Below are 25318 nucleotides of genomic sequence, written 5' to 3'. Positions count from 1 at the left end.
CGTACACCGTCGAGGTCTGCGAGACCAAGACGGTGAAGGGGAAGAAGAAGAAGGTCTGCCGCGACGAAGAGCGCTTCACGGCATCGGAGAGTTACACCCTGCACGTGAGCTACCCCGGCTCCGACGAGGCGAGGGGCTCGACCACGAGCGTCGCCCTCAAGGTGCTGGCGCCCAAGAAGAAGGGCCGGACGGTCGTGCCGCACCGCCCGAACGCCTGGTTCTGACCCCAGTCGCACCACGGAGGCGCCCCTCGTCGGAGGGGCGCCTCCTGTATTTCTCCGCCGTGGGGGGTGATCGATCACACCGGGCATGACCCTTCTGGGGGGACTCGCTCCCCGGTCGGTCGCGGTGCCGGCGAAACCCCAGGGTTCGGGAGCGGTCCTCCCTAGGGTCTAGTCCAGTCCCTGTCCCCCTTGCCGGAAGAAGAGCCATCGTGATCAGGAAGACCTTCATGGGTGCCGTGACCATCGGCCTGCTGTCCCTGGCACCCGTGCTGCCGTCCCAGGCGGCGAACCAGGCGACCGACCCTCCGACCGCGGTGGCGGACCGGGGCCAGCGCACCGCGTACGTCTCCGGCTTCGTGCTCAACCAGCTCGGGCAGCCGCAGGACAACGTGAACGTCGAGGTCTTCCGGGTGGGCGAGACCGAGACGCCCGTGGCCTCACAGTTGACCTACGCGAGCGTGTACGGCGACGACGAGCCGGCCGACCACGGTTTCTACAACATCGAGCTGCGCTTCGACCCGTCGCTGGGCAACGAGTTCGTCGTCAGCTTCTCGAGCCTCCCCGACGCCGAGACCCAGTTCCGGCCCTACACCCACCCCAAGACCTTCGTGGCGCGCGGCGACTACGCGTTCCTCGACCTCAACGACGTCCGGATGAAGCTGGTCGACAAGGTGGACTCGACCACCGACGGTGCAGTCCACCTGGTCAAGCGGGGCAAGCGGACCAAGAACCCCACCTCGGAGATCCCGGCCGGCGCCAAGGCCGTCCTACCGGTCACCGTCGTGGCCGGTGAGCCCGGCATCAAGCGGGTGGCCGGCAAGGTCGTCTTCACCGTGACGCAGGGCAGGAACGACCAGGCCGTCGAGTTCGAGGTGAAGAAGGGCAAGCGGTCGAAGAAGGTCGGCCGGTTGGTCCAGGACCTGTCCCCGGTGAAGCGGCAGCTGGGTGTCTCCGCGACCACCATCGCCCTGCCCGAGCTGGCCGGCTCGACGGCGAGCACGAAGAAGGTGTGCGAGAAGAAGCGCGGCAAGCGCTCCTGCACGAAGAAGAAGACGTGGTCGCGCTCGGAGACGTACACGCTGCACGTCTCGTACTCGGGTTCCGACGAGGCCGAGAAGTCCCGCGACTCGATGGAGCTCACCGTCCTGGCGCCGCGGAAGCGGTCCCGCTCGGTGGCGCCGAACCACCGCCCCAACGCCTGGCTCTGATCCGGCGCTCGCCCGGGAGGCGCTCCTCGCCAGGAGGGGCGCCTCCGGTGCGTCTCGGAGTCTGCGCCTAGGCTTCGCCCCATGGATGCGTCGCACGTCGAGAACGATCTCCTCAACGTCCTGTTCACCGAGAAGCAGATCCAGGACCGGCTGGGTGAGCTGGCTCGGGAGATCGAGGCCGACTACGAGGGCCAGGACCTGCTCATCGTGGGGATTCTCCGTGGTGCCGTGATGGTGATGGCCGACCTGGCCCGCAGCTTCGGCCGGCACGTCGAGATGGACTGGATGGCCGTCTCGTCGTACGGCTCGGGGACGAAGTCCAGTGGCGTCGTGCGGATCCTCAAGGACCTCGACACCGACATCTCGGGGCGCCACGTGGTGATCGTCGACGAGATCATCGACACCGGGCTCACCCTGTCCTGGCTGACGTCGAACCTCTCGTCCCGCGATCCGGCCAGCGTCGAGATCTGCACCCTGCTGCGCAAGCCCGAGGCCCTGACGATGCCCGTCGACGTGAAGTACGTCGGCTGGGACATCCCGAACGAGTTCGTGGTCGGGTACGGCCTTGACTACCGCGAGAAGTACCGCAACCTGCGCGACATCGGGACGCTCGCCCCGCACGTCTATTCCTGACCCCTGCTTCCAGCAGACCGTCGGGATCCCCGGATATCCGGGGATTCCTGCGCTTCCAGGCCATTGCAATGCCATGGAAGCGCCAACTTCCCCGGATATCCGGGGATCCCGACACCCACCCCGACACCCACCTCGACACCCGCCCCGGCAGGCTGAGCGGTCGAACTGCCCGTCAGCGCGTTGCGCTCGCCGTGTAACGTCGGCAGTTCAGATGAGCGTGCGTCGGGCTGTCGCCTGACGCACGGCACCGACGTGTCGAGAGAAGCCTGTGAAGCGCATATTCAAGGGTCCGTGGGTCTGGATCGTCGTCGCCGTGGTCGGCGTGCTGCTGGCTCTGCAGTACCTCGCCCCCAACGGCGCGTACGACGAGGTCGAGACCTCGGAGCTCAACAGCTACATCGCGCGGGGTGAGGTCAAGGACATCACCTTCATCGACGGCGACCAGCAGATCAAGGCCACCCTCGACGACAGCGTCGAGCGCACCGGCGGCAACAAGATCACCACGCACTGGGTCGACGGCCAGCAGATCGGCATCCTGGAGCGGGTCGACGAGCAGATCCGCGAAGGCAAGATCCGCAAGTCGAACTCCGAGAACCCCCCGCCGAGCCTGCTCGGCACGATCCTGGGTGCGGTCCTGCCCTTCGCCCTGATCATCCTGGTCTTTCTCTTTTTGATGAACCAGGTGCAGGGCGGCGGTGGCCGCGGCGTGATGCAGTTCGGCAAGTCGAAGGCCAAGCTGATCTCCAAGGACATGCCGAAGAGCACGTTCGCCGACGTGGCCGGCTGCAACGAGGCCATCGAGGAGCTCGGTGAGATCAAGGAGTTCCTCCAGGAGCCCGCGAAGTTCCAGGCCGTCGGCGCCAAGATCCCCAAGGGCGTCCTGCTCTATGGGCCTCCGGGCACCGGCAAGACCCTGCTCGCGCGCGCCGTGGCCGGCGAGGCAGGCGTCCCCTTCTACTCCATCTCCGGCTCCGACTTCGTCGAGATGTTCGTCGGTGTCGGCGCCTCCCGGGTGCGCGACCTGTTCGAGCAGGCCAAGGAGAACGCCCCCGCGATCGTCTTCATCGACGAGATCGACGCCGTCGGTCGTCACCGCGGCGCCGGCATGGGCGGCGGGCACGACGAGCGCGAGCAGACCCTCAACCAGCTGCTGGTCGAGATGGACGGCTTCGACGTACGCGGCGGGGTCATCCTGATCGCGGCGACCAACCGCCCCGACGTACTCGACCCGGCGCTGCTCCGCCCGGGCCGGTTCGACCGTCAGATCGGTGTCGACGCCCCCGACCTGGCCGGCCGCGCCAAGATCCTCGAGGTCCACTCGCGGGGCAAGCCGATGGCCCCGGACATCGAGCTGATGTCGTACGCCCGGCGTACCCCCGGCTTCACCGGCGCCGACCTCGCCAACGTGCTCAACGAAGCGGCCCTGCTGACCGCGCGCAACAACGAGAAGCTGATCACCAACGAGTCCCTCGACGAGGCGATCGACCGCGTCATCGCGGGCCCGCAGCGCAGCTCGCGCCTGATGAGCGAGAAGGAGAAGCTGATCACGGCGTACCACGAGGGCGGGCACGCTCTGGTCGCCGCGGCGCTCCCGGGCACCGACCCGGTGCACAAGATCACGATCCTTCCGCGTGGTCGGGCGCTCGGGTACACGATGGTCCTGCCGGACGAGGACAAGTACTCCCAGACCCGCTCCGAGATGCTGGACAAGCTGGCCTACATGCTCGGTGGTCGGGCGGCGGAGGAGATGGTCTTCCACGACCCCACCACCGGCGCCGGCAACGACATCGAGAAGGCGACCAGCCTGGCTCGCGCGATGGTCACCCAGTACGGCATGACCGAGCGTCTGGGCGCCATCAAACTCGGTGAGACCCAGGGCGAGCCGTTCCTGGGTCGTGACATGGGACACCAGCGCAACTACTCCGAGGACGTCGCCGCGATCATCGACGACGAGACGAAGAAGTTCCTGGCGGCTGCGCACCAGGAGGCCTTCGACATCCTGGAGGAGAACCGCGACGTCCTCGACGCCCTGGTGCTCGCGCTGCTCGACAAGGAGACGCTGGACAAGGCCGAGGTCGCGGAGATCTTCGAGCCGTTGCGGCGCCGTTCGGCCCGCCCGGCGTGGACCGGCTCCCCGGAGCGCAACCCGTCCGCGATCCCGCCGATCGAGATCCCCCAGGAGATCCGTGACCGGGTCGCGGCCAACGGTGCCGCTGCTGCGGCCGCCGAGCAGGAGGGCGCCGTGATCATCACTCCCCCCGGCTCCGGTGGCGACGTGCACGGCGACCCCGGCGTCGGCTCCACCCCGCCCTCGCCGCCGGACTCAGGGAATCGATGACCGACCCGATCTCGCTCCTTCCCCAGCAACCCGACGAGGTCCCGGAGTTCGACCACGCACGCGCCGAGGCCGCCGTACGTGAGCTCCTGGCCGCGATCGGCGAGGACCCGGAGCGTGAGGGCCTGCGCGACACCCCCGCGCGGGTGGCGCGGGCCTACGCCGAACTGACCGCCGGGCTGCGCCAGGCACCGGAGGACGTGCTCACCACGACGTTCGACCTGGGTCACGACGAGATGGTCCTGGTGCGCGACATCGAGCTGTGGTCGATGTGCGAGCACCACCTGGTCCCGTTCACCGGCGTGGCCCACGTTGGCTACATCCCGGCCGAGACCGGCAAGATCACCGGACTGAGCAAGCTGGCCCGGCTGGTCGACGTCTACGCCAAGCGCCCCCAGGTCCAGGAACGTCTCACCACCCAGGTCGCGGACGCGTTGATGGAGATCCTCGAGGCGCGCGGGGTCATCGTCGTGATCGAGGCCGAGCACCTGTGCATGACCATGCGGGGGGTCCGCAAGGCCGGCGCCCGCACGATCACCTCGGCGGTGCGCGGCATCATGCACAACGCCGCCACGCGCTCCGAGGCGATGGCGCTGATCAACAGTCGCCGGTGATGGTCAGCCCGACGTCCACGGTGGACCTGTCCGCGCCGCTGGGGCGCCCGCGCGTGATGGGCGTCGTGAACGTCACCCCCGACTCCTTCTCTGACGGAGGCCGCTGGGTGGAGCCGGACGCCGCGGTGGCGCACGGACTGCGCCTGCTGGCCGACGGTGCGGACATCCTCGACATCGGGGGCGAGTCCACCCGCCCCGGCGCCACTCGGCCGCTGTTGGCCGAGGAGCTGGCCCGGGTGGTCCCGGTGATCGGTGCCCTGGCCGAGAACGGCGCCGTGGTCTCGGTCGACACCATGCGTGCCGAGGTCGCCTCGGCAGCGCTCGAGGCCGGTGCCGTGGTCGTCAACGACGTCTCCGGTGGCCTGGCCGACCCCGACATCCTGCGCGTCGTCGCTGATGCCGGTGCGACGTACGTCGCGATGCACTGGCGCGCCCACAGCGAGCACATGCGCGACTTCGCCGTGTACGACGGGCCGGGTGGCGTGGTCGGGGCCGTGTGCCGAGAGCTCGGTGAGCGCCTGCGGGCGGCCACGAGCGCCGGGATCGCCCCGGAACGGATCGTCCTCGACCCCGGGCTCGGTTTCGCCAAGGAGGCGGAGCACAACTGGCAGCTCCTGGCCGGGCTCGCCGATCTCGCGGCGCTCGGGCACCGGCTGCTCGTGGGCGCGAGTCGCAAGTCCTTCCTGGGTGCCCTGCTGGCCGACACCGACGGCGTTCCCCGGGGCGTGGAGGAGCGGGAGCACGCCAACACCGCCCTCACCGCCCACCTCGCCCGGTGCGGTGTGTGGGGGATCCGGGTGCACGACGTACGAGCGGCGCACGACGCGCTGCGGGTGGTGCGCCGCCTGGAGGAGGAAGCATGAGCGGCACGCACGGTGACGAGCTCGCCATCCACGGGATCGAGTGCTTCGGCCATCACGGGGTGTTCGACTTCGAGCGCCGCGAGGGCCAGCAGTTTGTGATTGATCTCGCGTTGGGCCTCGACACGAGGGCGGCAGCGGCCTCGGACGACTTGCGCGACACGGTCGACTACGGAAGTCTCGTGGCTTCGGTGCAAGCTGCCGTGGAGACAGATCCGGTGGACCTGATCGAAACCCTGGCCCAACGCATCGCGGACGTCTGTCTCTTGGACGATCGTGTTGACTGGGCCCGGGTGACCGTTCACAAGCCGGATGCACCCATTGACGCGACGTTCGCCGACGTCGCACTGACGATCACCCGGAGACGTGAGGGCCGACCGTGACTGAGACCCCCAACCCCAACATCATCGACGCCGACACCTTGACCGGCGAGATGCGCCCGATCCGTCGGGCGGTCCTGTCCCTGGGGTCGAACCTCGGCGAGCGGATGGCGAGCCTGCAGGGCGCGATCAATGCGCTCGCGGACACCCCGGACGTCTGGGTCACCGGCGTCTCCCCGGTCTACGAGACCGAGCCGGTGGACTCGCCGGCCGGCGCCAAGAGCTACCTGAACGCCGTCGTGCTGATCGACACCACGCTGGCGGCGAGCCGGCTGATGGATCGTGCGCTGGCGATCGAGGACGCGTTCGGTCGCGAGCGTGACGGCGAACCCAACGCCCCGCGCACCTTGGACGTCGACCTGATCGTGGTGGGCGACCGTCGCGCCAACGACGACTCGCTGCGTCTGCCCCACCCGCGGGCCCAGGAGCGTGCCTTCGTCCTGCAGCCGTGGTTCGACCTGGAGCCCGATGCTTCCCTGCCCGGCAACGGGTTGATCGCCGACCTGCTCGAGAAGACCGACCGGAGCGGCGTCACGCGCCGCGACGACCTGAGCCTCGAAATCCAGTGAGGGACGCCCCGACGGGCAACGGATCGTCGGGCAACGAGCCCGCCTCGGGTGGACCGCGTGAGCACGACCGTCGGCTCCGGCCGACCACGCCGGGCGCCATCACGCTGTGGGCCGTCGTCGGCCTGGTCGGCGGCTGGCTGCTCCACCCGCTCTCCGATCGGGTGATGGATCGGGCGCCGTTCGTCACCTGGACGCATGCGCTGGCGCTGTTCCTGATCGCAGCCCTGCTCGGCTGGGCGGCGAGGACGACCCACCGGGTCCTGCACGTGCGACGGGAGCGGCTCCCGGCCCACCACGCGGTCAACCGTCTCGTCCTGGCGCGCGCCGCCGCCCTGGTCGGCGCCCTCGCCGCCGGCGGCTACGTCGGGTACGCCGTCAGTTGGTTGGGGGTCGCGGCGGAGAACGCCTCGGGGTACGTCCTGCGCGCCGGTGTCGCCGGTGTGGCGGGGATCTCGGTCGTCGTCACGGCGTTGCTGTTGGAGCGCGCGTGTCGCGTCCATTCGGACTCCGAGCCGTCCTAACCTGAGGGCATGTCTTCCCCAAGCGTCATCCGGGCCCCCAAGGCCCGTCGTCGGCAGCGCAGCACGCGGCTCACCGTGGCCGCCACCCTCATCGTCGTCTCGGCCCTCGTCGTGATCGGCGCCGTGCTCAGCGGCTCGTGGCTCCTGGTCACGCTCGCGGCCGGCCTCAGCGTGCTCTTCGGTGCGGCCGCCACCCGGATCACCCACGCCGAGCTCGCCCTCACCCGGGTCGAGGCGGCCCGCGACCGCGCCGAGCAGGCGCAGGCCTACCGGGACCTGGCGGCCGAGCGGGCGGCCGAGAACGCGGCGTTCGTGGCCGACATGTCGGCCCGGATCGCCTCCCACGAGTCGACGATCGGTGACCTGGAGGTCGCTCTGGAGGTGGCGCACCAGCGTGCCGCCGACGCCACCCGCAAGATGGGTGCCGAGGCGCGGCGCGCCGAGCAGGCCGAGCAGGAGGGCCGTTCGCTGACCGCCAGTCTGGACGCGGCCGAGGAGCGGGCCGCGGAGGCCATCGTCCGGGTCGCCGAGCTCGAGCAGGAGCTCGACGTGCTTCGCGCCGAGCTGATGATCTGGCAGGCCTCCCCGGCTCGTCGTCACGCCTGAGCGCTTCCCGGTCCACGGCTGGACCCGTCCCCGATCGACGGTCGTCGCATCGGGTCCCTCCCGCCCCGGGCAGCGCGGATGCGCGGCGTACGGCAGAATCGATGATCGTGATCCCCGAGGAATCCAGGTTCGAGAGTGACCCCACCGAGCTTCTCGGTGACGACGACACCCTGCCGAACGGCTGGGAGGTCGGCCTGGTCGATCCGTCCGACCGCTTCGACGTGGCCCGGCTGACCCACCTGTTGCGGGCTCACGAGCGGCACGGCCGTGGGTGGGCCGCCTCGGGGGTGGACGACGTGCTCGTGGAGGTGTCCGAGCACGGTCTGCGGATGCGCGAGAACATCGTCGTACGGGATCCCGGCGGCGAGATCCGGGCCTGGGGGAGTGTGCACGACCGCGCTCCAGGGCGGATGCTCTACTCGCACATCGTCGAGCGCGAGCTCCCCGACAAGATCGCCAAGCGTTGCTCCGACGTGCTCTTCGAGTGGGCCGTGGGGCAGGCCAAGACGGTCGGTGCCGCGCGTGGCCTCGAGGTCCAGCAGATCGACACCGGCGCCTTCCAGGACGACGATCGCCAGCACAACTGGCTGATGGCCAACGGCTTCGAGCGGGTCCGCACCTGGTGGCAGATGACGCGCCCGGTGACCCCGGAGGAGGCCGGCCTGATCGACGGCGACCCGGCGGCCTGGGAGCTGGAGGGGGTCGTGTTCCGACGGGTACGTCGCGCCGGGAGCGGGATGCCCGACGAGGACGACCTGCGCGGCGTGCACGACGTGCTCGAGGGCGCGTTCGTGGACCACTTCAACTCCAGCGAGGAGACCTTCGAGGAGTTCCTGCACCGGCTGCGGGAGGACCCGGGCCACCGCTGGGACCATTGGTGGCTGGCCGAGCTGACCGACTCCGGGACCCCCCAGGCGGTCGGCGCCCTGGTCGGGACGGTGTCGGAGGGGGCGAACGGTCCGGACGGCTCGTACGTCTCCTACCTCGGTGTGCTCGAGGCCGCGCGCGGTCGAGGGGTGGCGAAGGGGCTGTTGCGGACGATCATCGCGGACGCGGCTGCTCGGGAGCGGGACCGTGTCGGCCTGGAGGTCGACGCGGATTCACCGACCGGGGCGGCAGGCCTCTACACCTCGATGGGCTGGGTGACGAAGTACGTGACCGAGTCCTGGCACCGTGACGTGCCGGTCGCTGACTGATCGGCGGCTCGGGTGGGCTGCTGAAGGTGCGGGTTCACCATGGGATGCAGCCGAACCTGCACTTCCCCTGCTCTGCACGCCATGGGAAGCGCGGCTTCGGCTGCATACCGTGATGAACCATCACCTCAGCGACGCCCGCAACGCCCGGTGAATCCCGTTCGGCGTCAGCACCCCCACGAACACCACCCCGCGCCGCACGCCGATCATCGGCTTGTCGTCGCGCAGCAGCACGGCGAGTGCCTCCTCCAGGGTCGAGTCGACGTCGATCGTCGAGCCCAGGTCCCCGGTGCTCACCCCGTCCAGCGGCTCGAGGTGCGCCTCGTCGATCGGGGTCACGGTCAGCCGCCGCAGCCCCGCGGTCGAGCCCACGAAGTCGGCCACGAAGTCGTCCGCCGGGCGCCCCAGCAGCGCCACCGGGGTGTCGTACTGCGCCAGCCGCCCGCCCTCGGCGAAGACGGCCACCCGGTCGCCCATCCGCACCGCCTCGTCGATGTCGTGGGTCACCAGCACCACCGTCTTGCCCAGCTCGCTCTGCAGCCGCAGGAACTCGTCCTGCAACCGCACCCGCACGATCGGGTCGACCGCGCCGAACGGCTCGTCCATCAGCAGCACCGGTGGATCGGCCGCCAGCGCCCGCGCCACCCCGACCCGCTGACGCTGCCCCCCGGAGAGCTGGTGCGGGAACCGGTCGGCGTACGTCGCCGGGTCCAGCCCGACCATCTCCATCAGCTCGTGCGCCCGTCGGCGGGCCACCGACCTGGACTCGCCGTACAGCAACGGCACGGTCATCACGTTGGCCTCGATCCGCTGGTGCGGGAAGAGCCCGACCTGCTGGATCACGTACCCGATCCCACGGCGTAGCGCGACGGCGTCCTCGCCGGTCACGTCGCGCCCGTCGATCTCGATCGTGCCTGTGGTCGGCTCGATCAGTCGGTTGATCATCTTCAGCGTCGTCGACTTGCCGCACCCCGACGGCCCGACCAGGCAGACCAGCTCGCCACGGCCCACGTCGAGGTCCAGGTCCCGCACCGCGTGGGTGCCGTTCGCGAAGGTCTTCCCCACGCCGCGGAGCCGGATCATGGGCTCGGCGGGACCGGAGCCGGTAACGTCCATGCGCGTGACCCTACTCGCGCCGGTGGCGACCGCTGCGGAGCCGAGTTGCTACACGCGGACGACCAACGAATGGGTCTGCCTGCAATACCTCCAGGACCGTCAGTCCGAGATCGTCGACGCCACCGCCCAGCACCTGGGGATCACGGTCGTCGCGGTACTGCTCAGTGTCGTGATCGCCTTCCCGCTGGCGCTCCTGGCCCGCCGGGTCCCACGCCTGGAGTCCAGCATCCTCGGCGTCAGCACCGCGCTCTACACGATCCCCTCGCTGGCGCTCTTCCCCCTGCTGGTGCCGTTCACCGGCATCTCCGCGACCACCGTCGTGGTCGGGTTGGCGCTGTACGCCCTGACGATCCTGGTCCGCAGCATGCTCGAGGGCCTGCGCGCCGTCCCCGACGACGTCCGTGAGGCCGCCCGCGGCATGGGGTACGGCGCGAGCCGGCTGCTCTTCACCGTCGAGCTGCCGCTGGCCCTGCCGGTGATCATGGCCGGACTGCGGGTCGCCACCGTCTCGACGGTCGCGCTGACCACCGTCGGCGCCCTGGTCGCGTACGGCGGCCTGGGCAACCTGATCGCCGACGGCGTGCAGACCAACTTCCGGGCCGAGCTGTTCACCGCGGCCGTGCTGTGCGTGGTGCTCGCGGTCCTGCTCGATGCGCTGCTGGTGCTGACCCAACGGCTGCTGACGCCGTGGACCCGAGGGGCGGCCCGATGACCGTCTTCGGCGACACCTGGGAGTACCTGACCGACCCGGCGCACTGGACCGGACAGGGCGGGATGCTCCAGCTGCTCGTCGAGCAGCTCCTGCTGACCTTCACCGCCCTGGGCCTCGCGGTCCTGGTGGGGCTGCCGATCGCGCTGTGGCTCGGCCACCTGGGCCGCGGTGGCTTCCTGGCCATCAACATCTCGAACGTCGGCCGTGCGGTGCCGACCTTCGCGCTGCTGGCGCTGCTGGTGACCGCCGACTTCCCCGGCGTCAGCACCTTCGGCCCCTACGGGCGCGCCGGGATCGCGACCCTGATCGCGCTGACCCTCTTCGCGCTGCCGCCGATCATCACCAACGCCTACGTGGCGATCACCGAGGTCCCCGACGACGTCAAGCAGGCGGCCGAAGGGATGGGGATGACCGGCCGTCAGCAGTTCGCCCGGGTCGAGCTGCCGATCGCCCTGCCCCTGGTCCTCTCCGGCGTACGCCTCGCCTTGGTGCAGGTCTGGGCGACCGCGACCATCGCCGCCCTGGTGGCCGGGCCGGGCCTGGGCCGGGTGATCACGGACGGGTTCTACCGCTCCAACTACGCCAAGGGGATCGCCGGCGCCGTGGTCGTCGCCGCCGTCGCCCTGCTCCTCGAGCTGTCCGCGGCCACCCTCCAACGCCTCGCCGATCCGACCCGACGCGCCCGCACCGAGGCCCCGCCCGCTCGCGCCACCGAGCCGGCAGGGACATGATGGAGCCCGACCCGGGTACCTCGCCCGGAGTCGATGCCAGGCCGGACACGCGCGGCGAGAGCCGCGGGACACAGAAGGACTCCCCATGAACGTACGCCGCTCCCTCGCCGCCGCCCTCGCGGCCGGCGCCCTGCTGTTCGTCACCGCGTGCAGTGGCGACCTCGAGTCCTCGGACGACGGCGACGCCCAGGCGAAGGGTCAGGGCCCGGTGACGATCTCGGGCCAGAACTTCCCCGAGGCCACCCTGGTCGCCTCGATGTACGAGCAGCTGCTCGCCGACGCGGGCTACGAGCCCACGGTCAAGCTGGTCGGGGGCCGTGACGTCTACGGCCCCGACTTCCCGGGGAAGATCGACATCGTCCCCGAGTACGTCGGCGGCATCGCCAACTACCTCAACATCCAGGCGAACGGACCGGACGCCGAGCCCTTCACCTCCGGTGACGGCGAGGAGATCGCCAGCCAGGCCGAGCCCCTGTTCGACGAGTTGGGGATCACCCTGCTCGAGCTCTCCGAGGCCACCGACACCAACGCCTTCTTCGTGACGAAGGAGTTCGCCGAGGAGAACGACGTCAGCACCCTCTCCGACCTCGAGGGCATGTCGATGGTCCTGGCGGCCGCACCGGACTGCAAGGGCCGCCTCGACTGCGAGGGCGGGCTGTCCGAGGCCTACGGCATCGACATCACCAAGGTGCTGCCGCTCGGCTACGCCAGCGACCAGACGTACCAGTCCGTGATCGACGGTGAGGCACAGCTCGGCGAGACCAGCACCACCGACGGCACGCTGGAGGCCCAGGGCCTGGTCGTCCTCGAGGACGACCAGCAGATCCAGCCCGCCCAGAACCTCGTCCCCGCCGTCGGCGAGGCCTTCCTGACCGAGCACCCCGACGTGGCCGACCTGCTCAACGCCCTGATGGCTGCCCTGACGACCGAGAAGCTCACCGAGCTCAACGGCCGGGTCTCCAACGACCGGGAGAAGCCCGAGGACGTCGCCCGCGACTTCCTGGTCGAGGAGGGCCTGCTCTGAGCCTCGCCCCGCGCGGCCGGGCGCTGCCGAAGTCCTGGCGTCGGGCGGCGCGGCGCCGTCTCGGGCGTCTGCTGGGCACGCCCGGTGCCGAGGCCGGCCTGGTCACGGTCGCCCTGGTCTGCGAGCAGGTCGACCTGCCGCGGCTCGACGCTGCGGTGGCCTCGGTGCTGGGGCAGTCGCACGCCCACCTCGAGCTCCTGGTCGCACCGGTGGGCGAGGCAGCCGCGGCCGTCGCCGAGCGCGCTGCGTCGTACGACGACGCCCGGGTCCGGCTGCTGCCGGAGCGGCCCACGTGGGGCGCGGCGCTGGACCACGCCGTGTCCTGGGGGCGCGGCCGGCACCTCACCTTCCTGCGGGGCTGCGACACGCTGCCCGATGACGCCCTGCGCATCCTGGCGAGCAGCCGCATGGTGTCGGGCTCCTCGCTGGCGACCGGCCGGATCGAGCAGCGCGGCGTGCCGGACCCCTGGCGACAGCGGGCCCAGCGCCGCAGTCACGCCCGACCCGGCCGTGGCGTGACACCCGCCGACCGACCCGAGCTGGCCGCCGGCCTCGGCCTGGGCGGTGTGCTGCTGGACCGTGCGGCTTGGCAGGGGGCCGGCCTCCGGCTCGACGGCGAGCAGGACTGGCTGCTCTCGCCGGGCCTGGCCCGGTTCCTGGCCGGCGTCGAGCGGGTGGACGTGCTGGACCGGCCGACCTACCTCTGGTCGCCGGACCACGGCACCCGCGCCTTCGGCGCGACCCCCAACCCGTTGCCGGCCCTGGCCGACTGGACGGCCCGCACGCGCAGGATCACCGAGGTGCTGACCGGCACCCCGCTGGGGGACGGCTGGCAGCACCACCTGGCCGGTGAGGAGCTGCCGCGCTTCCTGGTCGAGGTCGAGCGCGCCACCGACGAGCAGTGGAGCGAGCTGACCTCCCTGGCCCGTGCGTACGACGACCGCCCGGAGCTGGTCGCCGGCCTGGACGTCACGGCCCGCTCGCTGCTGCGGCTGGCAGCACTGGGAAGACGTGTCGACCTCGTCGACCTCGTCGCGGAGCTGGTCGGGCTCGGGGACGACCTGCCGACCCGCGTCGAGTCGGGTGAGGTGTTCGTCCAGTGGCGTTCGGTCGGGCTGGTCGCTGCCGACCGGCTGCTGACCGGAGCCGAGACACCCTTGCGGGCCCACGTCGCCCGGGTCCGTCGCGACGCGGACCCGTGGCAGGTCGACCTCTTCGTCGCGGTGGAGCACGTCGACCTCGCGCCGGAGACCGACGTCGCCGTGCACGACCAGGACGGCTCACGCCTGGAGGTCGCGCCGCTGCCGCCCGCCGAGGCCACCCGGTGGGCAGCGCGCCGCTTCCAGTGCGCGGTGGCCGTGCGCGTCGACGTGCCCGCCGCGGTCACCGCGCTGCGGGTGGACGTCTCCCTGGGCGCGCTGCACCGCACCGGCTCGGTGATGATCCCCGCCGTCCCGGTCACTGTCCCCGACGGCAGCGTGCGGGTCACCGACGTCGCGATCGCCGCAAGCGCCCTCGAGGTCACGGCCAGCGGCGACCTCGACGCACTGCGTCTCCTCGACCCGGCGGAGGTCGAAATCGCGGCTCCGCCCCGGACCGCGGGCGGATTAGCTCAGCTCGACCTGGTGACCGACCGGTTCGGACGCGTGCTGCCCTTGGCCTCCGGTGGCCACCGGCTGGTGACGACGTCCGGCAACGTCACGGTGGCCGACGAACTGCGCGACCGGCTCCCCCTCGACCTCCTCGGCGAGCAGCACCGGATCCGGCTGCACCTCGGTCCGCGGGGCGGGCTCGTCCTCGGGATCGGCGCCCCGCTGGCCGATGACGAGCTCGGACCCCGCTCCCAGGAGCGGCTCCGCGCGGCGTACACGCTCGACGAGCGGCCGGTGGATCCGCGCCACATCCACCTCGAGACCTACGCCGGTCGCAGCGCCACGGACTCCCCGCTGGCGATCTTCCACGAGCTGCGTCGACGCCGACCGGACCTTCGGACGACCTGGGGGATCGCGGACCACGGCCAGTGGGTGCCCGAGGGCGCCGAGCCGGTGCTGCTGCGCAGCCGTGCCTGGTACGACGTCCTGGCCCGCGCCGGCTGCCTGGTGCTCAACACCGACGTCGAGCCCTGGTTCCGGCGCAGGCCGGACCAGTTCCTGCTGCAGACCTTCCACGGCTACCCCTCGAAGGCGATGGGGGCCGCCCAGTGGAGCGCGCTCGAGCTGACGCCGTCCCGGGTCGCCCAGTTCCGGGCCCGCGGGGTCGACACCTGGAGCGCCATCCTCACCCCGGATCCGTCGATGACCCGCCACTACCGCGAGCAGTACGGCTACACCGGCCCGGCGTTCGAACGCGGCTACCCGCGCAACGACGACCTGGTCGGCGACGGCGCGGAGCAGCGCCGCGCCCGGACCCGGCGCCTGCTCGGGATCGAGGAGCACCAGCAGGCGATCCTCTACGCACCCACCTGGCGCGAGCACCTGGCGGTCCGGGCGCGGGGCGCCGAGATGACCGACTTCCTCGACGTCGCACGGGCCGCCCGGGAATGGGGCGACGACCACGTCCTGCTGCTGCGCGGCCACCGCTTCCACGCGCCGGTGGGGGAGGACCCGCACCTGGTGGACGTCACGGCGTACCCCGAGATCAACGACCTGGTGCTGGCCTCGGACGCGGCTGTGCTCGACTACTCCTCGTTGCGCTTCGACTACGCGATCACCGGCAAGCCGATGGTCTTCCTGGTGCCCGACCTCGCCGAGTACAACGCCGGCAGCCGCAGCTTCCTGTTCCCCTTCGAGGAGTCGGCCCCCGGGCCCTTCGTCGAGGACACCGCGGGCGTGGTCCGCGAACTGCGTGACCTGGCCGGGCTGCGGAGTCGCTTCGCCGACGAGGTGGCGGCGTTCAACGCGACGTACAACCGCTGGCACGACGGCCGCGCCGCCGAGCGAGTGGTCGACCAGCTGCTGGCCGTGCTCTGAGCGGCCCTGCCGGTGGGTACCTTGTGGCGTGTGAGCGACGAGAAGACACGCACCGGACCCGACACGGCGACGTCCGGACCCGGTGACCTCCGCACCCGGCTGCAACGGACCCGCCGCCGCCTCGCCCGGGTCGAGCGCAAGCTGGAGAACCGGACCGGCCAGCTGGAGAGGTTCCAGGGCGAGCTGGAGGCGTTGCGCACCTTCACCCTGAACGTCTTCCCCGACCTGGAGTTCCCCGAGGCGCTCTCCGAGAGGCTGACCGCGATCCGTGAGGACCACCTGACCTTCCTCACCGGCCAACAGCTCGAGTCGCTGGTCAGCTGCGTGCTGGAGACCGAGGTGTCGGGGCGCGAGGGCATCCTGGTGGAGGCCGGCACCGCGCAGGGCGGCTCGGCGATCGCGATGGCGCTGGCCAAGTCGCCGTCGCGTCCGCTGCAGGTCTACGACGTATTCGGTCTGATCCCGCCGCCCACCGACGCCGACGGCCCCGATGTCGCCAAGCGGTACGAGAAGATCACGGCCGGTCAGGCCCGCGGGCTGGCCGAGGACGAGACCTACTACGGCTACCGGGACGACCTGCTCGGCGAGGTCACCCGCTCCTTCGCCCGGCACGGCGTGCCCGTCGAGGACCACCGGGTCAGCCTCGTCCAGGGGTTGTTCCAGGACACCCTCACCGGCGACGAGCCCGTCGCGCTCGCCCACGTGGACGGCGACTGGTACGAGTCGACGATGACCTGCCTGTCCAACCTGGCCCCCCGGCTGGTCCCCGGGGGCCGGATCGTCGTCGACGACTACTTCACCTGGTCCGGCTGCACGCGGGCGGTCGACGAGTACTTCGCCGACCGCCCCGAGTTCCGGGTCGAGATGCGCGCCAAGGTGCACGTCGTCCGACTGCCCGGGTGACCCGACGCCTCCGTCGTCGACCGGGTGGGCAACCGGCCTGCACCACTCCCCCTCCTCCCTCGATAGATTGAGCCCCATGCCCGACTCCCCCGACCAGACCCTCGCCGCCACCGCTGCCCAGGCCGCCCGACGCCTCGTGCGCGGAGCCGGCCGCGCGCTCGGCGACGACGCGTCGGCGGACGAGGAGGCCGACCGGGGCGCGACGTCCGCCACCGAGCCGGCCGCCGAGCAGCCCCACGAGTCGGACCCCGAATCGGATCCCGGTCGGCAGGACGCGCAGCTCTCCCGCCAGGCCAACCGGCACGCGCGGGTGCAGTGGCGGCTCACCCAGGCGGTCCTGGGTCGCGACGCGGTTCCCGAGTCACACCTGGACTTCGAGGTCGACCCGGCCACGCTGACCCGGATCGCCGCCACCGCCAAGCGGGCCCGGGCGATGGCCGTCTTCGGCGACCTGGTCGCCACGGGCGTCGACGTACGCCGGGCCCACGCGGAGACCGTGCGCAGCCTGTGCGCCTCGGGCCTGCGCCCGGTGGCCCGCGCCTTCCTCCTGGGCGTCGAGCCCGGTCTGGTCGACGGCGCCCTGCTGACCGAACTGGGCCAGGGGCTGGTGCTCTTCTCGATGGCCGAGTACGACCTGGCCTGGCGCGAGTTCGCCGACGTCGAGCCGGCGACGCTGGCCGACCTGGTCCCCGTCGAGGCCGTGACCTGCGCGCTGGCCGACGGCTCGCCGGCGGCGTTGGCGATCGCCCGCACCCTGGCCGGCTCCGCCGAGGCGTACGACGTCACCACCCTGGTCGAGCTGGCCGGCCGCTTCCTCTCCACCGGGCACGAGGAGCTGGCCCGCGAGCTGGTCGACGAGGCCGCGGGTCGCGACGCCGACGAGGTCTCCGAGCGTGACGCCCTGGCCCTGCGCAGCCTGCGTCGCTGGACCCACCCCGAGGCGGTGGCCGGCCCCGCGCCCGGGCAGATCTCGCTCGGGGTGATGGACTACCACCAGCCCGACTTCGACCGTGCCTCGCGCAACGTCGGCGACTACGTGCAGACCCTCGCGATGCTGGGGAACCTGGCGCGGTTCCGGGAGACCACGTTCACCGGCGCCGACGAGCTCGGCGACCTGCTCGGCGAGCTGCAGCAGCGGGTGCTGCCCGAGCTGCACCTGCCCGGTGGTCGCGCCGACGTCCACCTGACCCCGATCAGCCGCGACTTCTCCTCGGGCGACCCGGTGCCCGAGCACACCTGGATGATCGCCTTCGGGTGGCACATGCACTCGACGTTCCGGCTCGGCTTCGGCCTGCCCTACCACCCGAACCTGCACCCGGTCTTCGTCTCGTTCCACATCAACCGGGTCAACGTGCTGACGCCGGAGACGATCGACTACCTGCGTGCCCACGGCCCCATCGGCTGCCGGGACTGGACGACCGTCGACCTCCTGCTCAGCGCCGGCGTCGACGCCTTCTTCACCGGCTGCCTGACCACCACCGTGAATGCGGTCTTCCCGCCCACCGAGACCGTGGACCGCGAGGGCGACGGCGTGGTCGGGGCCGTCGACCTGCCGCCGGCCGCGCTGCGCGCCATCAAGGCCCCCACCGAGGTGGCCACCCACGCCGGCGCCGAGTTCCGCGAGGCCTCGCTGGTCTCCGGCACGCGCGCCGCCATCGAGCTGCTGGAGAGCTACCAGCGCCGATACACCCGCGTGGTCACCAGCCGGCTGCACTCCTACCTGCCGGCCACCTCGCTCGGCCTGCGGGCCAAGTTCCGCCCGCCGTTCCTGGGTGACGTCCGCTTCGACGGCCTGCTGGAGATGACGCCGCAGAAGCCGGAGTTCGCGGCGATCCGCGACGGCATCCGCGAGCTGCTGGCCCGGGTCCACGAGTTGATCCTCGCCGGCACCGCCCCGGCGGACTTCTACGCCGAGTGGCGCCGCCTGACCGCCGACCGGGTCGCCGAGGCGCGGGCTCGCTTCGAGCAGCCGGTCGTGCTGGAGGCGACGGGCTTCGACCAGGCAGCCACGACCAGGCGCCTGCGCGAGGGCGCTGTCCGCCTCGGCCCGCACGACACGGTCGACGCCGACCGGATCACGGACGTCGCGATGAGCCTGGACCGGAACTTCCTGGACCGGCTGCCGGTCACCGTGGAGTCGATGCTGAGCAACGCGTCGGGTCCGGTGCGCCTGTGGGTCACCGCCCGGGGGCTCACCGACGAGGACCTGCGGAACTTCTCGGCGCTCTTCCCGGAGCTGCCGGTCACCTTCCTGCGCTTCGACGACGTGGACTACGGCGAGATCACCCGGATGCTCGGCCACATCAGCGTCGCCACCATGGACCGGCTGCTGCTGCCCGAGGTGCTCGTCGACCTCGACCGGATCACCTACCTCGACATCGACACGGTCACCGAGGGTGACGTCTGCGAGCTGGCGGCCACCGACCTCGCCGGCCACCCGCTGGCCGGCCGGCCGGGCCGGCAGTCGGGCGCGACTCTCTGGCGGCTGGCCGGCGACAAGCTGGCTCCCGAGCTGGCCTCCGAGCTGCGTCGCAGCATGTCGGCGCGTCATGCCTTCGACTTCGCCGCCCTGAACGCCGGGGTCCTCGTCCTCGACCTGGCCCGGATGCGGGCCGACGAGTTCGTGGCCCGCTTCCTGCCGATGGCCGGGCGCTACGGCCTGAACGACCAGGACATCCTGAACGCGTACGCCGGCGCCGACCGGGTCGAGCTCGAGCCGCGCTGGAATGCACTGCCCCTGATCGAGCACCTCGCCGACCCGGGGGTGATCCACTACGCCGGGGTCGGCAAGCCGTGGGACGTCGAACTGGTGCCCCAGGGCGAGCACTGGCAGCGCTACGAGCGTCAGGTGGCTCAGCGGGCGGAAGGGCTCGCCCGATGACGGCCCGCACCCAGGCCCGCCGCGCGGCGCACCTGGCCCGACGCGTCGCCCGGCGTGCCGCTCGCACTCGCGCCGTACGACGGCTGCGCCGACCGGACGTGAGCGTGATCGTCCCGTTCTACAACGTCGAGGCCTACCTGGCCGACTGCCTGGACAGCATCCTCGGCCAGGACCTGTTGAACATCGAGGTCCTGCTCGTCGACGACGGCTCCCCGGACGGCTCGCGGGCGATCGCCCAGCGCTACGTCCAGCAGGACGCCCGGGTCCGACTCGTCACCCGCCCCAACGGCGGCCTCGGCGCCGCCCGCAACACCGGCGTCAGGCACGCCCGAGGCCGCTACCTGACCTTCGTGGACAGCGACGACCTGCTGCCGCCCGGCGCGTTGCGTGCACTGCACGCCTCGCTGGAGGCCACCGGCTCCGACCTCGCGGTCGGCTCGGTGGAGCGGTTCAACGACGTCTCCACCTGGTTCCCCGCCTGGGTGCAGGAGGTCCACGACGATCGTCGAGCCGGCATCCGGATCGAGGAGTTCACCCCGCTGCTGCGCAACCTCTACACGTGGAACAAGCTCTTCCGCCGGGACTTCTGGGACGAGCAGGACCTGTGGTTCCGCGAGGGCGTGGCCTACGAGGACCAGCCGATCATCACCCAGCTCTTCGCCCGGGCGACGGCGATCGACGTCCTGCCCGACGTGGTCTACCGCTACCGCGCCCGCGAGGACCAGAGCTCGATCTCGCAGCAGACCGCGAGCGTGAAGGACCTGCGCGACCGGATCGCCGCGTGGCGGGTCAGCGCCGAGGTGCTGCGGGCCGAGGTCTCCGACGAGCTGTACGACGCCTGGCTGCTCACGCTCTTCGGCGTCCACTTCCACTGGTACCTGACCAGCACCGGCACCGTCGACGACGACTACTGGAACGAGCTGGTCGCCGCCGTCCGCGAGCTGACCGACGGAGCCGACGACGCGGTCTGGCAGGCCACCCTGCCCGGGCGACGCGTGCTCGTGGAGCTGGCCCGTCGCGACCGGCGTGCCGATGCGCAGGAGTTCGTCCGCCGCAAGGGCATGAACCTGGAGCAGTGGCCCTGCACGGTCCGTCCCGACGGCGTGCTGGTGGAGCTGCCCTTCCACGACGACCCCTCCCTCGACGAGCAGCTCTTCCTGCTCCGGCCCGAACAGCTCAACCTCGCCCACTCCATCGAGAACCTCCACTGGGTCACGCATGAGGACGGGCGCACCACCGCTCTCATCTCCGGCTGGGCCTACCTGTCCAAGGTCGACCTCGCCGAGCGCGAGCCTCGGGTGGCGGTCGTGCTGCGCGAGGACGGCACCGGTGCCGAACGCGTCTTCTGGGCCCAGGGCCACCCGACCCCGTCGTACCCGCCGCCGCAGGAGGACCAGTGGTCCGACTACGGCCCGGGCGCCTTCGCGGCCGAGATCCCGATCGAGGAAGTCGTCGCCGAGGCGCCCCCGGGCACCAGCTGGACCGTCCTGCTCCGGGTGGAGGTGGCGGGTTTCTCCCAAACCGACCGGATCCGCAAGATGCTGCGCAGCGGTGCGGCCGGCGTGGTCCCTGCCCTGGCCCTGCCCGCCGGCGGCCGCGTCGTCACCGACTGGCAGGTCAACCGGGTGCTCCGGCTGCGCGTCGAGCACGCCGGCGTCCGGATCAGCGAGCCCCGGCTCGAGGGCCGCACCCTCTCCTGTGTCCTGGCCGACGACGAGCGGCGCGTGGTGCGCGTCGTGGCCCGTCGCGGGCACCACGTGGCCGAGGCAGCCGTCCAGAACTCCGCCGGGCGTCGCGCCCTGCGTCTGGAGCTGCCGAGCGCGCCGGTGCCGAAGCCCGGCGTGGCCGCGGACTGGCGCCTCGAGGGCCGTGCCGCGGACGGCACGACGATCGCGTTGATCCCCAAGCGCTCGGACCTGCCCGGCACGGCCGGTCGACCGCTGGCGCTGGACGTCCACCGCGACGGCGACCTGGTCGTCCGCGAGTGGGGCCTCGGCGCAGTCGCCGACGGTGCCCGAGTCGACCCCGAGGGGGTCCTCTGGGTCCAGGGCCGGGTGTTCGGAGCCCCGGCACAGGCGATCCGGCTGCGAGCCACGAGCCTGCGCAGCACGACCTCCGGCGAGCCGGTCAGGATCGAGGACGGCCGCTTCGAGGTCGGCGTCGAGCTGCGCCACGAGGTGCACCGCTTCGGCCGGTGGCCGTTGCCGACCGGGGACCACGACCTGTCGGTCGAGATCACCACCCAGAACGGCGCGCAGTGGCTGCCCCTGCGGGTGGCCCACGAGCTCAGCAACGCGCTCCCGGTCCCGGTCCTGACCGATCGGCTCGAGGGTCGGGTGGTCCGCGGTCCCGACACCGTCGTCCGGCTCAGCCTGCGGCGCCCGATCGGGGACGCCCGCGGGCCGTACCAGCAGCGCCGGCTCCGCGAGCAGGCGCCGACCATCTCCCGGCTCACCTCGGGGACCGGCGGGCTGACCCCCGGCATCCTGATGCGCAGCTACTTCGGCGAGACCGCGACCGACAACGGGCTCTCGATCCAGCGCGAACTGCAGCGCCGCGGCGCCGACCTGCCGGTCTACTGGGCCGTCCAGGACCACTCCGTGGTGGTGCCCGAGGGCGGCATCCCGGTCGTGGTGAACAGCCGCGAGTGGTACGCCCTGCTCGGTTCGGTGCAGTACTACGTCGACAACATGTACCAGCCGGAGTACCACCGCAAGCCGCCCGGCCAGGTCATGGTGCAGACCTTCCACGGCTACCCGTTCAAGCAGATGGGCCACCCGCACTGGCGCAACGTCCAGTTCAGCCAGGCCCGGATCGACGCGTACGACGCCCGTGCCCGCGAGTGGGACTACCTGGTCTCGCCGGCCCGCTACGCGACCCCGCTGCTGGTCCGCGACTTCGCCTACCCCGGCGAGGTGCTGGAGATCGGCTACCCCCGCAACGACGTCCTGCACTCGCCGGAGGCGGAGAAGATCCGCGAGGCGACCCGACGTGACCTGGGCATCGCCGACCACCAGACCGCGGTGCTCTACGCGCCGACCTTCCGCGACTACCTGGCCGTTGACGACAACCGCGCCCGGATGCCCGACTTCTTCGACTTCGAGCGCGCCCACGAACGGCTCGGCGACGACTTCGTGGTGCTGATCCGCGGTCACGCGTTCAACGCGCGGACCGCTCGGCGGGCCGGCCGCCGGCAGGGCTGCATCGACGTCACCGACTACCCGGAGATCTCCGACCTGTACCTCGCCGCGGACGCCGGCGTCGTCGACTACTCGTCGCTGCGCTTCGACTTCGGCGTGACCGGCAAGCCGATGGTCTTCCAGGTGCCGGACCTGCAGCGCTACCAGGACACCCGTGGCTGGCTCTTCGACTTCGAGCCCACCGCCCCGGGGCCGCTGGTCTCCACGACCGACGAGGTCGTCGACCACCTCCTCGACCTCGACGGCGTGCGGACGACGTACGCCGCGGCGTACGAGACGTTCCGACAGGACTACCTCGACCTCGAGGACGGTCGGGCCGGCGCACGCTTCGTCGACCGGGTGCTGGTGCCGCGAGGAGACGCGCCACCGGACCCGTCCGCCTGACCGAAACCGGCCACGGGTTGGCCGCCGGAACGCCGCGTTCCGGCTGATAACCTCCCCGTGGTCGGCACCCCGACCCGACCAGCACTCGAGCACCATCCGGAGGACGACCGATCGTGGCACCAGCCGAGCAGGACACCGGTACCTCAGCCGCCGACGAGCGATCGCTGGTCTTCGTGCTCGGGCCCGGTCGCAGTGGGACCAGCACGATGGCGGGAGCGCTCAACTACAGCGGCTACAAGGTCCCCCAGGCCATCAAGGGCAACGCCACCAACCCGTCGGGCTTCTTCGAGCCTCGCTGGGCGGTCAACTTCCACCGTCGGCTGCTCCGGGCCACCGGCGTGCGCACCCTGGACACGAACCCGGCGGTGCTCCGTCGCCTCCAGCGGGTGCTCACCGACCCGGAGATCCGTGACGAGCTGCGCGAGTGGCTCGAGCCCCGCCTCGAGCAGCACCAGCGGATGGTGATCAAGGACCCGCGGATGGTCTGGTTCCGCGACCTGTGGGTGGACGCGGCCGAGAAGCTCGGGGTGGACCCGAAGTTCGTGATCATGCTGCGCCACCCCTCCGAGGTCTCCTCGAGCCGCACGAGCTACTACAACGCCCGGGAGATCCCGGCCGTCGCGGGCTGGATCAACGTGGCGCTGATGACCGAGAAGCTGACCGCCGGTTCGCCGCGGGCGATCGTGCACTACCCCGACCTGACCGCCGACTGGCGCACCGAGTTCGTCCGGCTCCGTGACAGCCTCGGCCTGAAGCTGGACCCGGCGCCCGAGCAGACCGAGGGCCACCCGGTCGACGACTTCATCGACCCCAGGCTGCGGCGGATGAAGCCCGGTTGGGGCGAGTCCGGCGTGCCGCAGCACCTGCAGGTCCTGGGCGACCGCACGTTCGACGCCCTCAACGAGCTGGCCCACCAGGGTGAGTCCGCCGGCTCGGCCGAGAAGCTCGAGGAGCTCCGCGAGGAGTACGCGCGCGTGCACCAGGACGCGATGATGGTGGTGCGTCCCACGATCGCCCGCGCCCGGGAGGAGGCCGCCCGCAAGGCCCGGCGCCAGCTGCGCCGCAAGCTCGCCCACCAGGAGGTCGCCGCCCACGCCGGGGTGGTCGGCAAGGCCCGTCGTTTCGCCGGTCGGGTGCGCCGCAAGCTGCTCGCCGACCGCGGATCGAGGGCCGCGTCATGAGCGTGCTCGTCCTGATCACCGGCACCGGCCGGAGCGGTACGAGCACCATGTCCGGCACCTTCCACCACCTGGGCCTGCACGTGCCCGGGCCCTACCTCGGTGCCAACGACTCCAACCCCAAGGGGTTCTTCGAGTCCAAGTGGGCCGTCTCCTTCCACAAGGAGATCACCAAGGCCGCCGGGATCAACGACTTCGACGGACGCCCGGGCGCCTTCGACCGCGCCCAGGCCGCGATCACGCCGGACCTGCGTCGTCGGCTCGTCGAGTTCCTCACCGAGCAGGCCCGCGAGAGCGACCAGGTCGTGGTCAAGGACCCCCGCTCGGTGTGGGGGCAGAGCCTGTGGCGCGAGGCTGCGGCCGAGGCCGGCCTGGAGATCCGCTACGTCTCGATGCTGCGCCACCCGGCCGAGGTGCTGGGCAGCCGGGCGACGTACTACGCCAAGCAGGACGACGCCGAGCAGCGTCGTCGCTACGAGATCTTCAACCTGGCCCGGTGGATCAACAACTCCGTGATCAGCGAGCGGGAGACCCGCGGCCAGCAGCGGGCCTTCGTCCGCTACACCGACCTGCTGACCGACTGGCGCCCCGTCCTGATCGGGTTGGGCGAGCAGTTCGGCCTGACCTACGACGTCGACCTCGCCGCCGGCACGCCGACTCCGGTGGACGAGTTCATCGACCCCGACCTGCGTCGCCACCAGGTGACCTGGGAGGAGCTCGAGCTCCCCGTCGAGCTGCAGGACGTCGCCCAGCAGACCTGGGACGCGCTCGACATCCTCGCCGACAAGCGGGGTGAGGACGCCCACGCCTCCTCCGAGCTCGACGTCCAGGGTGCGCGGTACCGCCGGATCTTCCAGGAGGCCAGCGCGATCAGCCACGACGCGATGGAGGAGGCCAAGGCGGTCGCCCGGCGGGCCGGCGCCAAGGCCGCCCGGGAGAAGATGGCCGAGCGCGAGGCCCGGGCCGCGAGCACTCCGGCCGCGATCGCCGACCGTCCGGTCGGCGAGGTGGGCGCGCGCGACCTGCTCACGGTGGTCGGGAAGCGGCTCGCCTCCCGCGTCCGTCCCTCGCGCTAGG

Annotated in this window: 21 protein-coding genes; 20 read left to right on the top strand and 1 reads right to left on the bottom strand. The window is 71.5% G+C overall.

Annotation, left to right across the window (positions count from 1 at the left end):
• From ABZE72_RS06700 to ABZE72_RS06650, 11 genes are all read left to right on the top strand, one after another.
• The coding region (locus ABZE72_RS06700; RefSeq protein WP_372728233.1) for a hypothetical protein at positions 1-224 on the top strand (224 nt) is incomplete at its 5' end.
• A 209-nt stretch (positions 225-433) separates the two neighbouring features.
• Positions 434-1432 carry a hypothetical protein gene (locus ABZE72_RS06695; RefSeq protein WP_372728232.1) on the top strand — a complete coding sequence of 333 codons (999 nt, stop codon included), beginning with the start codon at positions 434-436 and terminating at the stop codon, positions 1430-1432.
• An 81-nt stretch (positions 1433-1513) separates the two neighbouring features.
• Positions 1514-2065 (top strand): hypoxanthine phosphoribosyltransferase, encoded by a 552-nt coding sequence (gene hpt / locus ABZE72_RS06690; protein WP_372728231.1) that lies wholly within the window; start codon positions 1514-1516, stop codon positions 2063-2065.
• A gap of 268 nt (positions 2066-2333) precedes the next feature.
• Positions 2334-4403 carry an ATP-dependent zinc metalloprotease FtsH gene (ftsH, locus tag ABZE72_RS06685; RefSeq protein ID WP_372728230.1) on the top strand — a complete coding sequence of 690 codons (2070 nt, stop codon included), beginning with the start codon at positions 2334-2336 and terminating at the stop codon, positions 4401-4403.
• Complete coding sequence (gene folE / locus ABZE72_RS06680; RefSeq protein ID WP_372728229.1) at positions 4400-5014, top strand: GTP cyclohydrolase I FolE; 615 nt, start codon at positions 4400-4402, stop codon at positions 5012-5014. The genes ftsH and folE overlap by 4 nt, the downstream gene beginning before the upstream one ends.
• Complete coding sequence (gene folP / locus ABZE72_RS06675) at positions 5014-5877, top strand: dihydropteroate synthase (protein ID WP_372728228.1); 864 nt, start codon at positions 5014-5016, stop codon at positions 5875-5877. The genes folE and folP overlap by 1 nt, the downstream gene beginning before the upstream one ends.
• Complete coding sequence (gene folB, locus ABZE72_RS06670) at positions 5874-6257, top strand: dihydroneopterin aldolase (protein WP_372728227.1); 384 nt, start codon at positions 5874-5876, stop codon at positions 6255-6257. Before folP ends, folB begins: the two co-directional genes overlap by 4 nt.
• The gene (gene folK / locus ABZE72_RS06665; RefSeq protein ID WP_372728226.1) at positions 6254-6823 is read left to right on the top strand and encodes a 2-amino-4-hydroxy-6-hydroxymethyldihydropteridine diphosphokinase; all 570 of its coding nucleotides are present in this window, start codon (positions 6254-6256) and stop codon (positions 6821-6823) included. Before folB ends, folK begins: the two co-directional genes overlap by 4 nt.
• Positions 6820-7344, top strand: a complete 525-nt coding sequence (locus tag ABZE72_RS06660) for a DUF3180 family protein (RefSeq protein ID WP_372728225.1) — start codon at positions 6820-6822, stop codon at positions 7342-7344. Before folK ends, ABZE72_RS06660 begins: the two co-directional genes overlap by 4 nt.
• A gap of 9 nt (positions 7345-7353) precedes the next feature.
• The gene (locus tag ABZE72_RS06655) at positions 7354-7950 is read left to right on the top strand and encodes a hypothetical protein (protein WP_372728224.1); all 597 of its coding nucleotides are present in this window, start codon (positions 7354-7356) and stop codon (positions 7948-7950) included.
• Positions 7951-8057: 107 nt separating this feature from the next.
• The gene (locus ABZE72_RS06650) at positions 8058-9146 is read left to right on the top strand and encodes a GNAT family N-acetyltransferase (RefSeq protein WP_372728223.1); all 1089 of its coding nucleotides are present in this window, start codon (positions 8058-8060) and stop codon (positions 9144-9146) included.
• A 120-nt stretch (positions 9147-9266) separates the two neighbouring features.
• On the opposite strand, the gene ABZE72_RS06645 is transcribed toward ABZE72_RS06650, so the two are convergent.
• Positions 9267-10259 (bottom strand): ABC transporter ATP-binding protein, encoded by a 993-nt coding sequence (locus ABZE72_RS06645; protein WP_372728222.1) that lies wholly within the window; start codon positions 10257-10259, stop codon positions 9267-9269.
• Positions 10260-10263: 4 nt separating this feature from the next.
• Between ABZE72_RS06645 and ABZE72_RS06640 the strand changes: the two genes are divergently transcribed.
• From ABZE72_RS06640 to ABZE72_RS06600, 9 genes are all read left to right on the top strand, one after another.
• Complete coding sequence (locus ABZE72_RS06640) at positions 10264-10971, top strand: ABC transporter permease (protein WP_372728221.1); 708 nt, start codon at positions 10264-10266, stop codon at positions 10969-10971.
• Positions 10968-11702, top strand: coding sequence for an ABC transporter permease (locus tag ABZE72_RS06635; RefSeq protein ID WP_372728220.1), 735 nt, complete (start codon positions 10968-10970; stop codon positions 11700-11702). The genes ABZE72_RS06640 and ABZE72_RS06635 overlap by 4 nt, the downstream gene beginning before the upstream one ends.
• A gap of 85 nt (positions 11703-11787) precedes the next feature.
• On the top strand, positions 11788-12726 hold the full coding sequence (locus ABZE72_RS06630; protein WP_372728219.1) for an ABC transporter substrate-binding protein: 939 nt from the start codon (positions 11788-11790) through the stop codon (positions 12724-12726).
• A 164-nt stretch (positions 12727-12890) separates the two neighbouring features.
• Positions 12891-15695, top strand: a complete 2805-nt coding sequence (locus tag ABZE72_RS06625) for a CDP-glycerol glycerophosphotransferase family protein (RefSeq protein ID WP_372728218.1) — start codon at positions 12891-12893, stop codon at positions 15693-15695.
• Positions 15696-15725: 30 nt separating this feature from the next.
• A complete protein-coding gene (locus ABZE72_RS06620; RefSeq protein ID WP_372728217.1) occupies positions 15726-16598 on the top strand; it encodes a TylF/MycF/NovP-related O-methyltransferase in 873 nt (290 codons plus the stop codon).
• Positions 16599-16674: 76 nt separating this feature from the next.
• Complete coding sequence (locus ABZE72_RS06615; RefSeq protein ID WP_372728216.1) at positions 16675-19479, top strand: glycosyltransferase family 8 protein; 2805 nt, start codon at positions 16675-16677, stop codon at positions 19477-19479.
• Positions 19476-23063, top strand: coding sequence for a CDP-glycerol glycerophosphotransferase family protein (locus ABZE72_RS06610; RefSeq protein WP_372728215.1), 3588 nt, complete (start codon positions 19476-19478; stop codon positions 23061-23063). The genes ABZE72_RS06615 and ABZE72_RS06610 overlap by 4 nt, the downstream gene beginning before the upstream one ends.
• Before the next feature lie 113 nt (positions 23064-23176).
• Entirely contained in the window at positions 23177-24244 is a 1068-nt protein-coding gene (locus ABZE72_RS06605) for a hypothetical protein (RefSeq protein ID WP_372728214.1), read from the top strand.
• Complete coding sequence (locus tag ABZE72_RS06600; protein ID WP_372728213.1) at positions 24241-25317, top strand: sulfotransferase family protein; 1077 nt, start codon at positions 24241-24243, stop codon at positions 25315-25317. The genes ABZE72_RS06605 and ABZE72_RS06600 overlap by 4 nt, the downstream gene beginning before the upstream one ends.
• Position 25318: the final 1 nt, after the last annotated feature.

The organism is Nocardioides sp. (assembly GCF_041600255.1).
GTDB lineage: Bacteria > Actinomycetota > Actinomycetes > Propionibacteriales > Nocardioidaceae > Nocardioides.
The sequence above is the reverse complement of the archived record's forward strand: the minus strand, read 5'-3'. Positions and strand labels throughout refer to the sequence as shown.

Bases quoted from the DNA above. Each gene is read 5' to 3' on its own strand.
- hpt (WP_372728231.1), top strand. From the start codon at position 1,514: ATGGATGCGTCGCACGTCGAGAACGATCTCCTCAACGTCCTGTTCACC.
- folE (WP_372728229.1), top strand. From the start codon at position 4,400: ATGACCGACCCGATCTCGCTCCTTCCCCAGCAACCCGACGAGGTCCCG.
- folP (WP_372728228.1), top strand. From the start codon at position 5,014: ATGGTCAGCCCGACGTCCACGGTGGACCTGTCCGCGCCGCTGGGGCGC.
- folB (WP_372728227.1), top strand. From the start codon at position 5,874: ATGAGCGGCACGCACGGTGACGAGCTCGCCATCCACGGGATCGAGTGC.
- ABZE72_RS06655 (WP_372728224.1), top strand. From the start codon at position 7,354: ATGTCTTCCCCAAGCGTCATCCGGGCCCCCAAGGCCCGTCGTCGGCAG.
- ABZE72_RS06645 (WP_372728222.1), bottom strand. From the start codon at position 10,259: ATGGACGTTACCGGCTCCGGTCCCGCCGAGCCCATGATCCGGCTCCGC.
- ABZE72_RS06635 (WP_372728220.1), top strand. From the start codon at position 10,968: ATGACCGTCTTCGGCGACACCTGGGAGTACCTGACCGACCCGGCGCAC.
- ABZE72_RS06630 (WP_372728219.1), top strand. From the start codon at position 11,788: ATGAACGTACGCCGCTCCCTCGCCGCCGCCCTCGCGGCCGGCGCCCTG.
- ABZE72_RS06615 (WP_372728216.1), top strand. From the start codon at position 16,675: ATGCCCGACTCCCCCGACCAGACCCTCGCCGCCACCGCTGCCCAGGCC.
- ABZE72_RS06610 (WP_372728215.1), top strand. From the start codon at position 19,476: ATGACGGCCCGCACCCAGGCCCGCCGCGCGGCGCACCTGGCCCGACGC.
- ABZE72_RS06600 (WP_372728213.1), top strand. From the start codon at position 24,241: ATGAGCGTGCTCGTCCTGATCACCGGCACCGGCCGGAGCGGTACGAGC.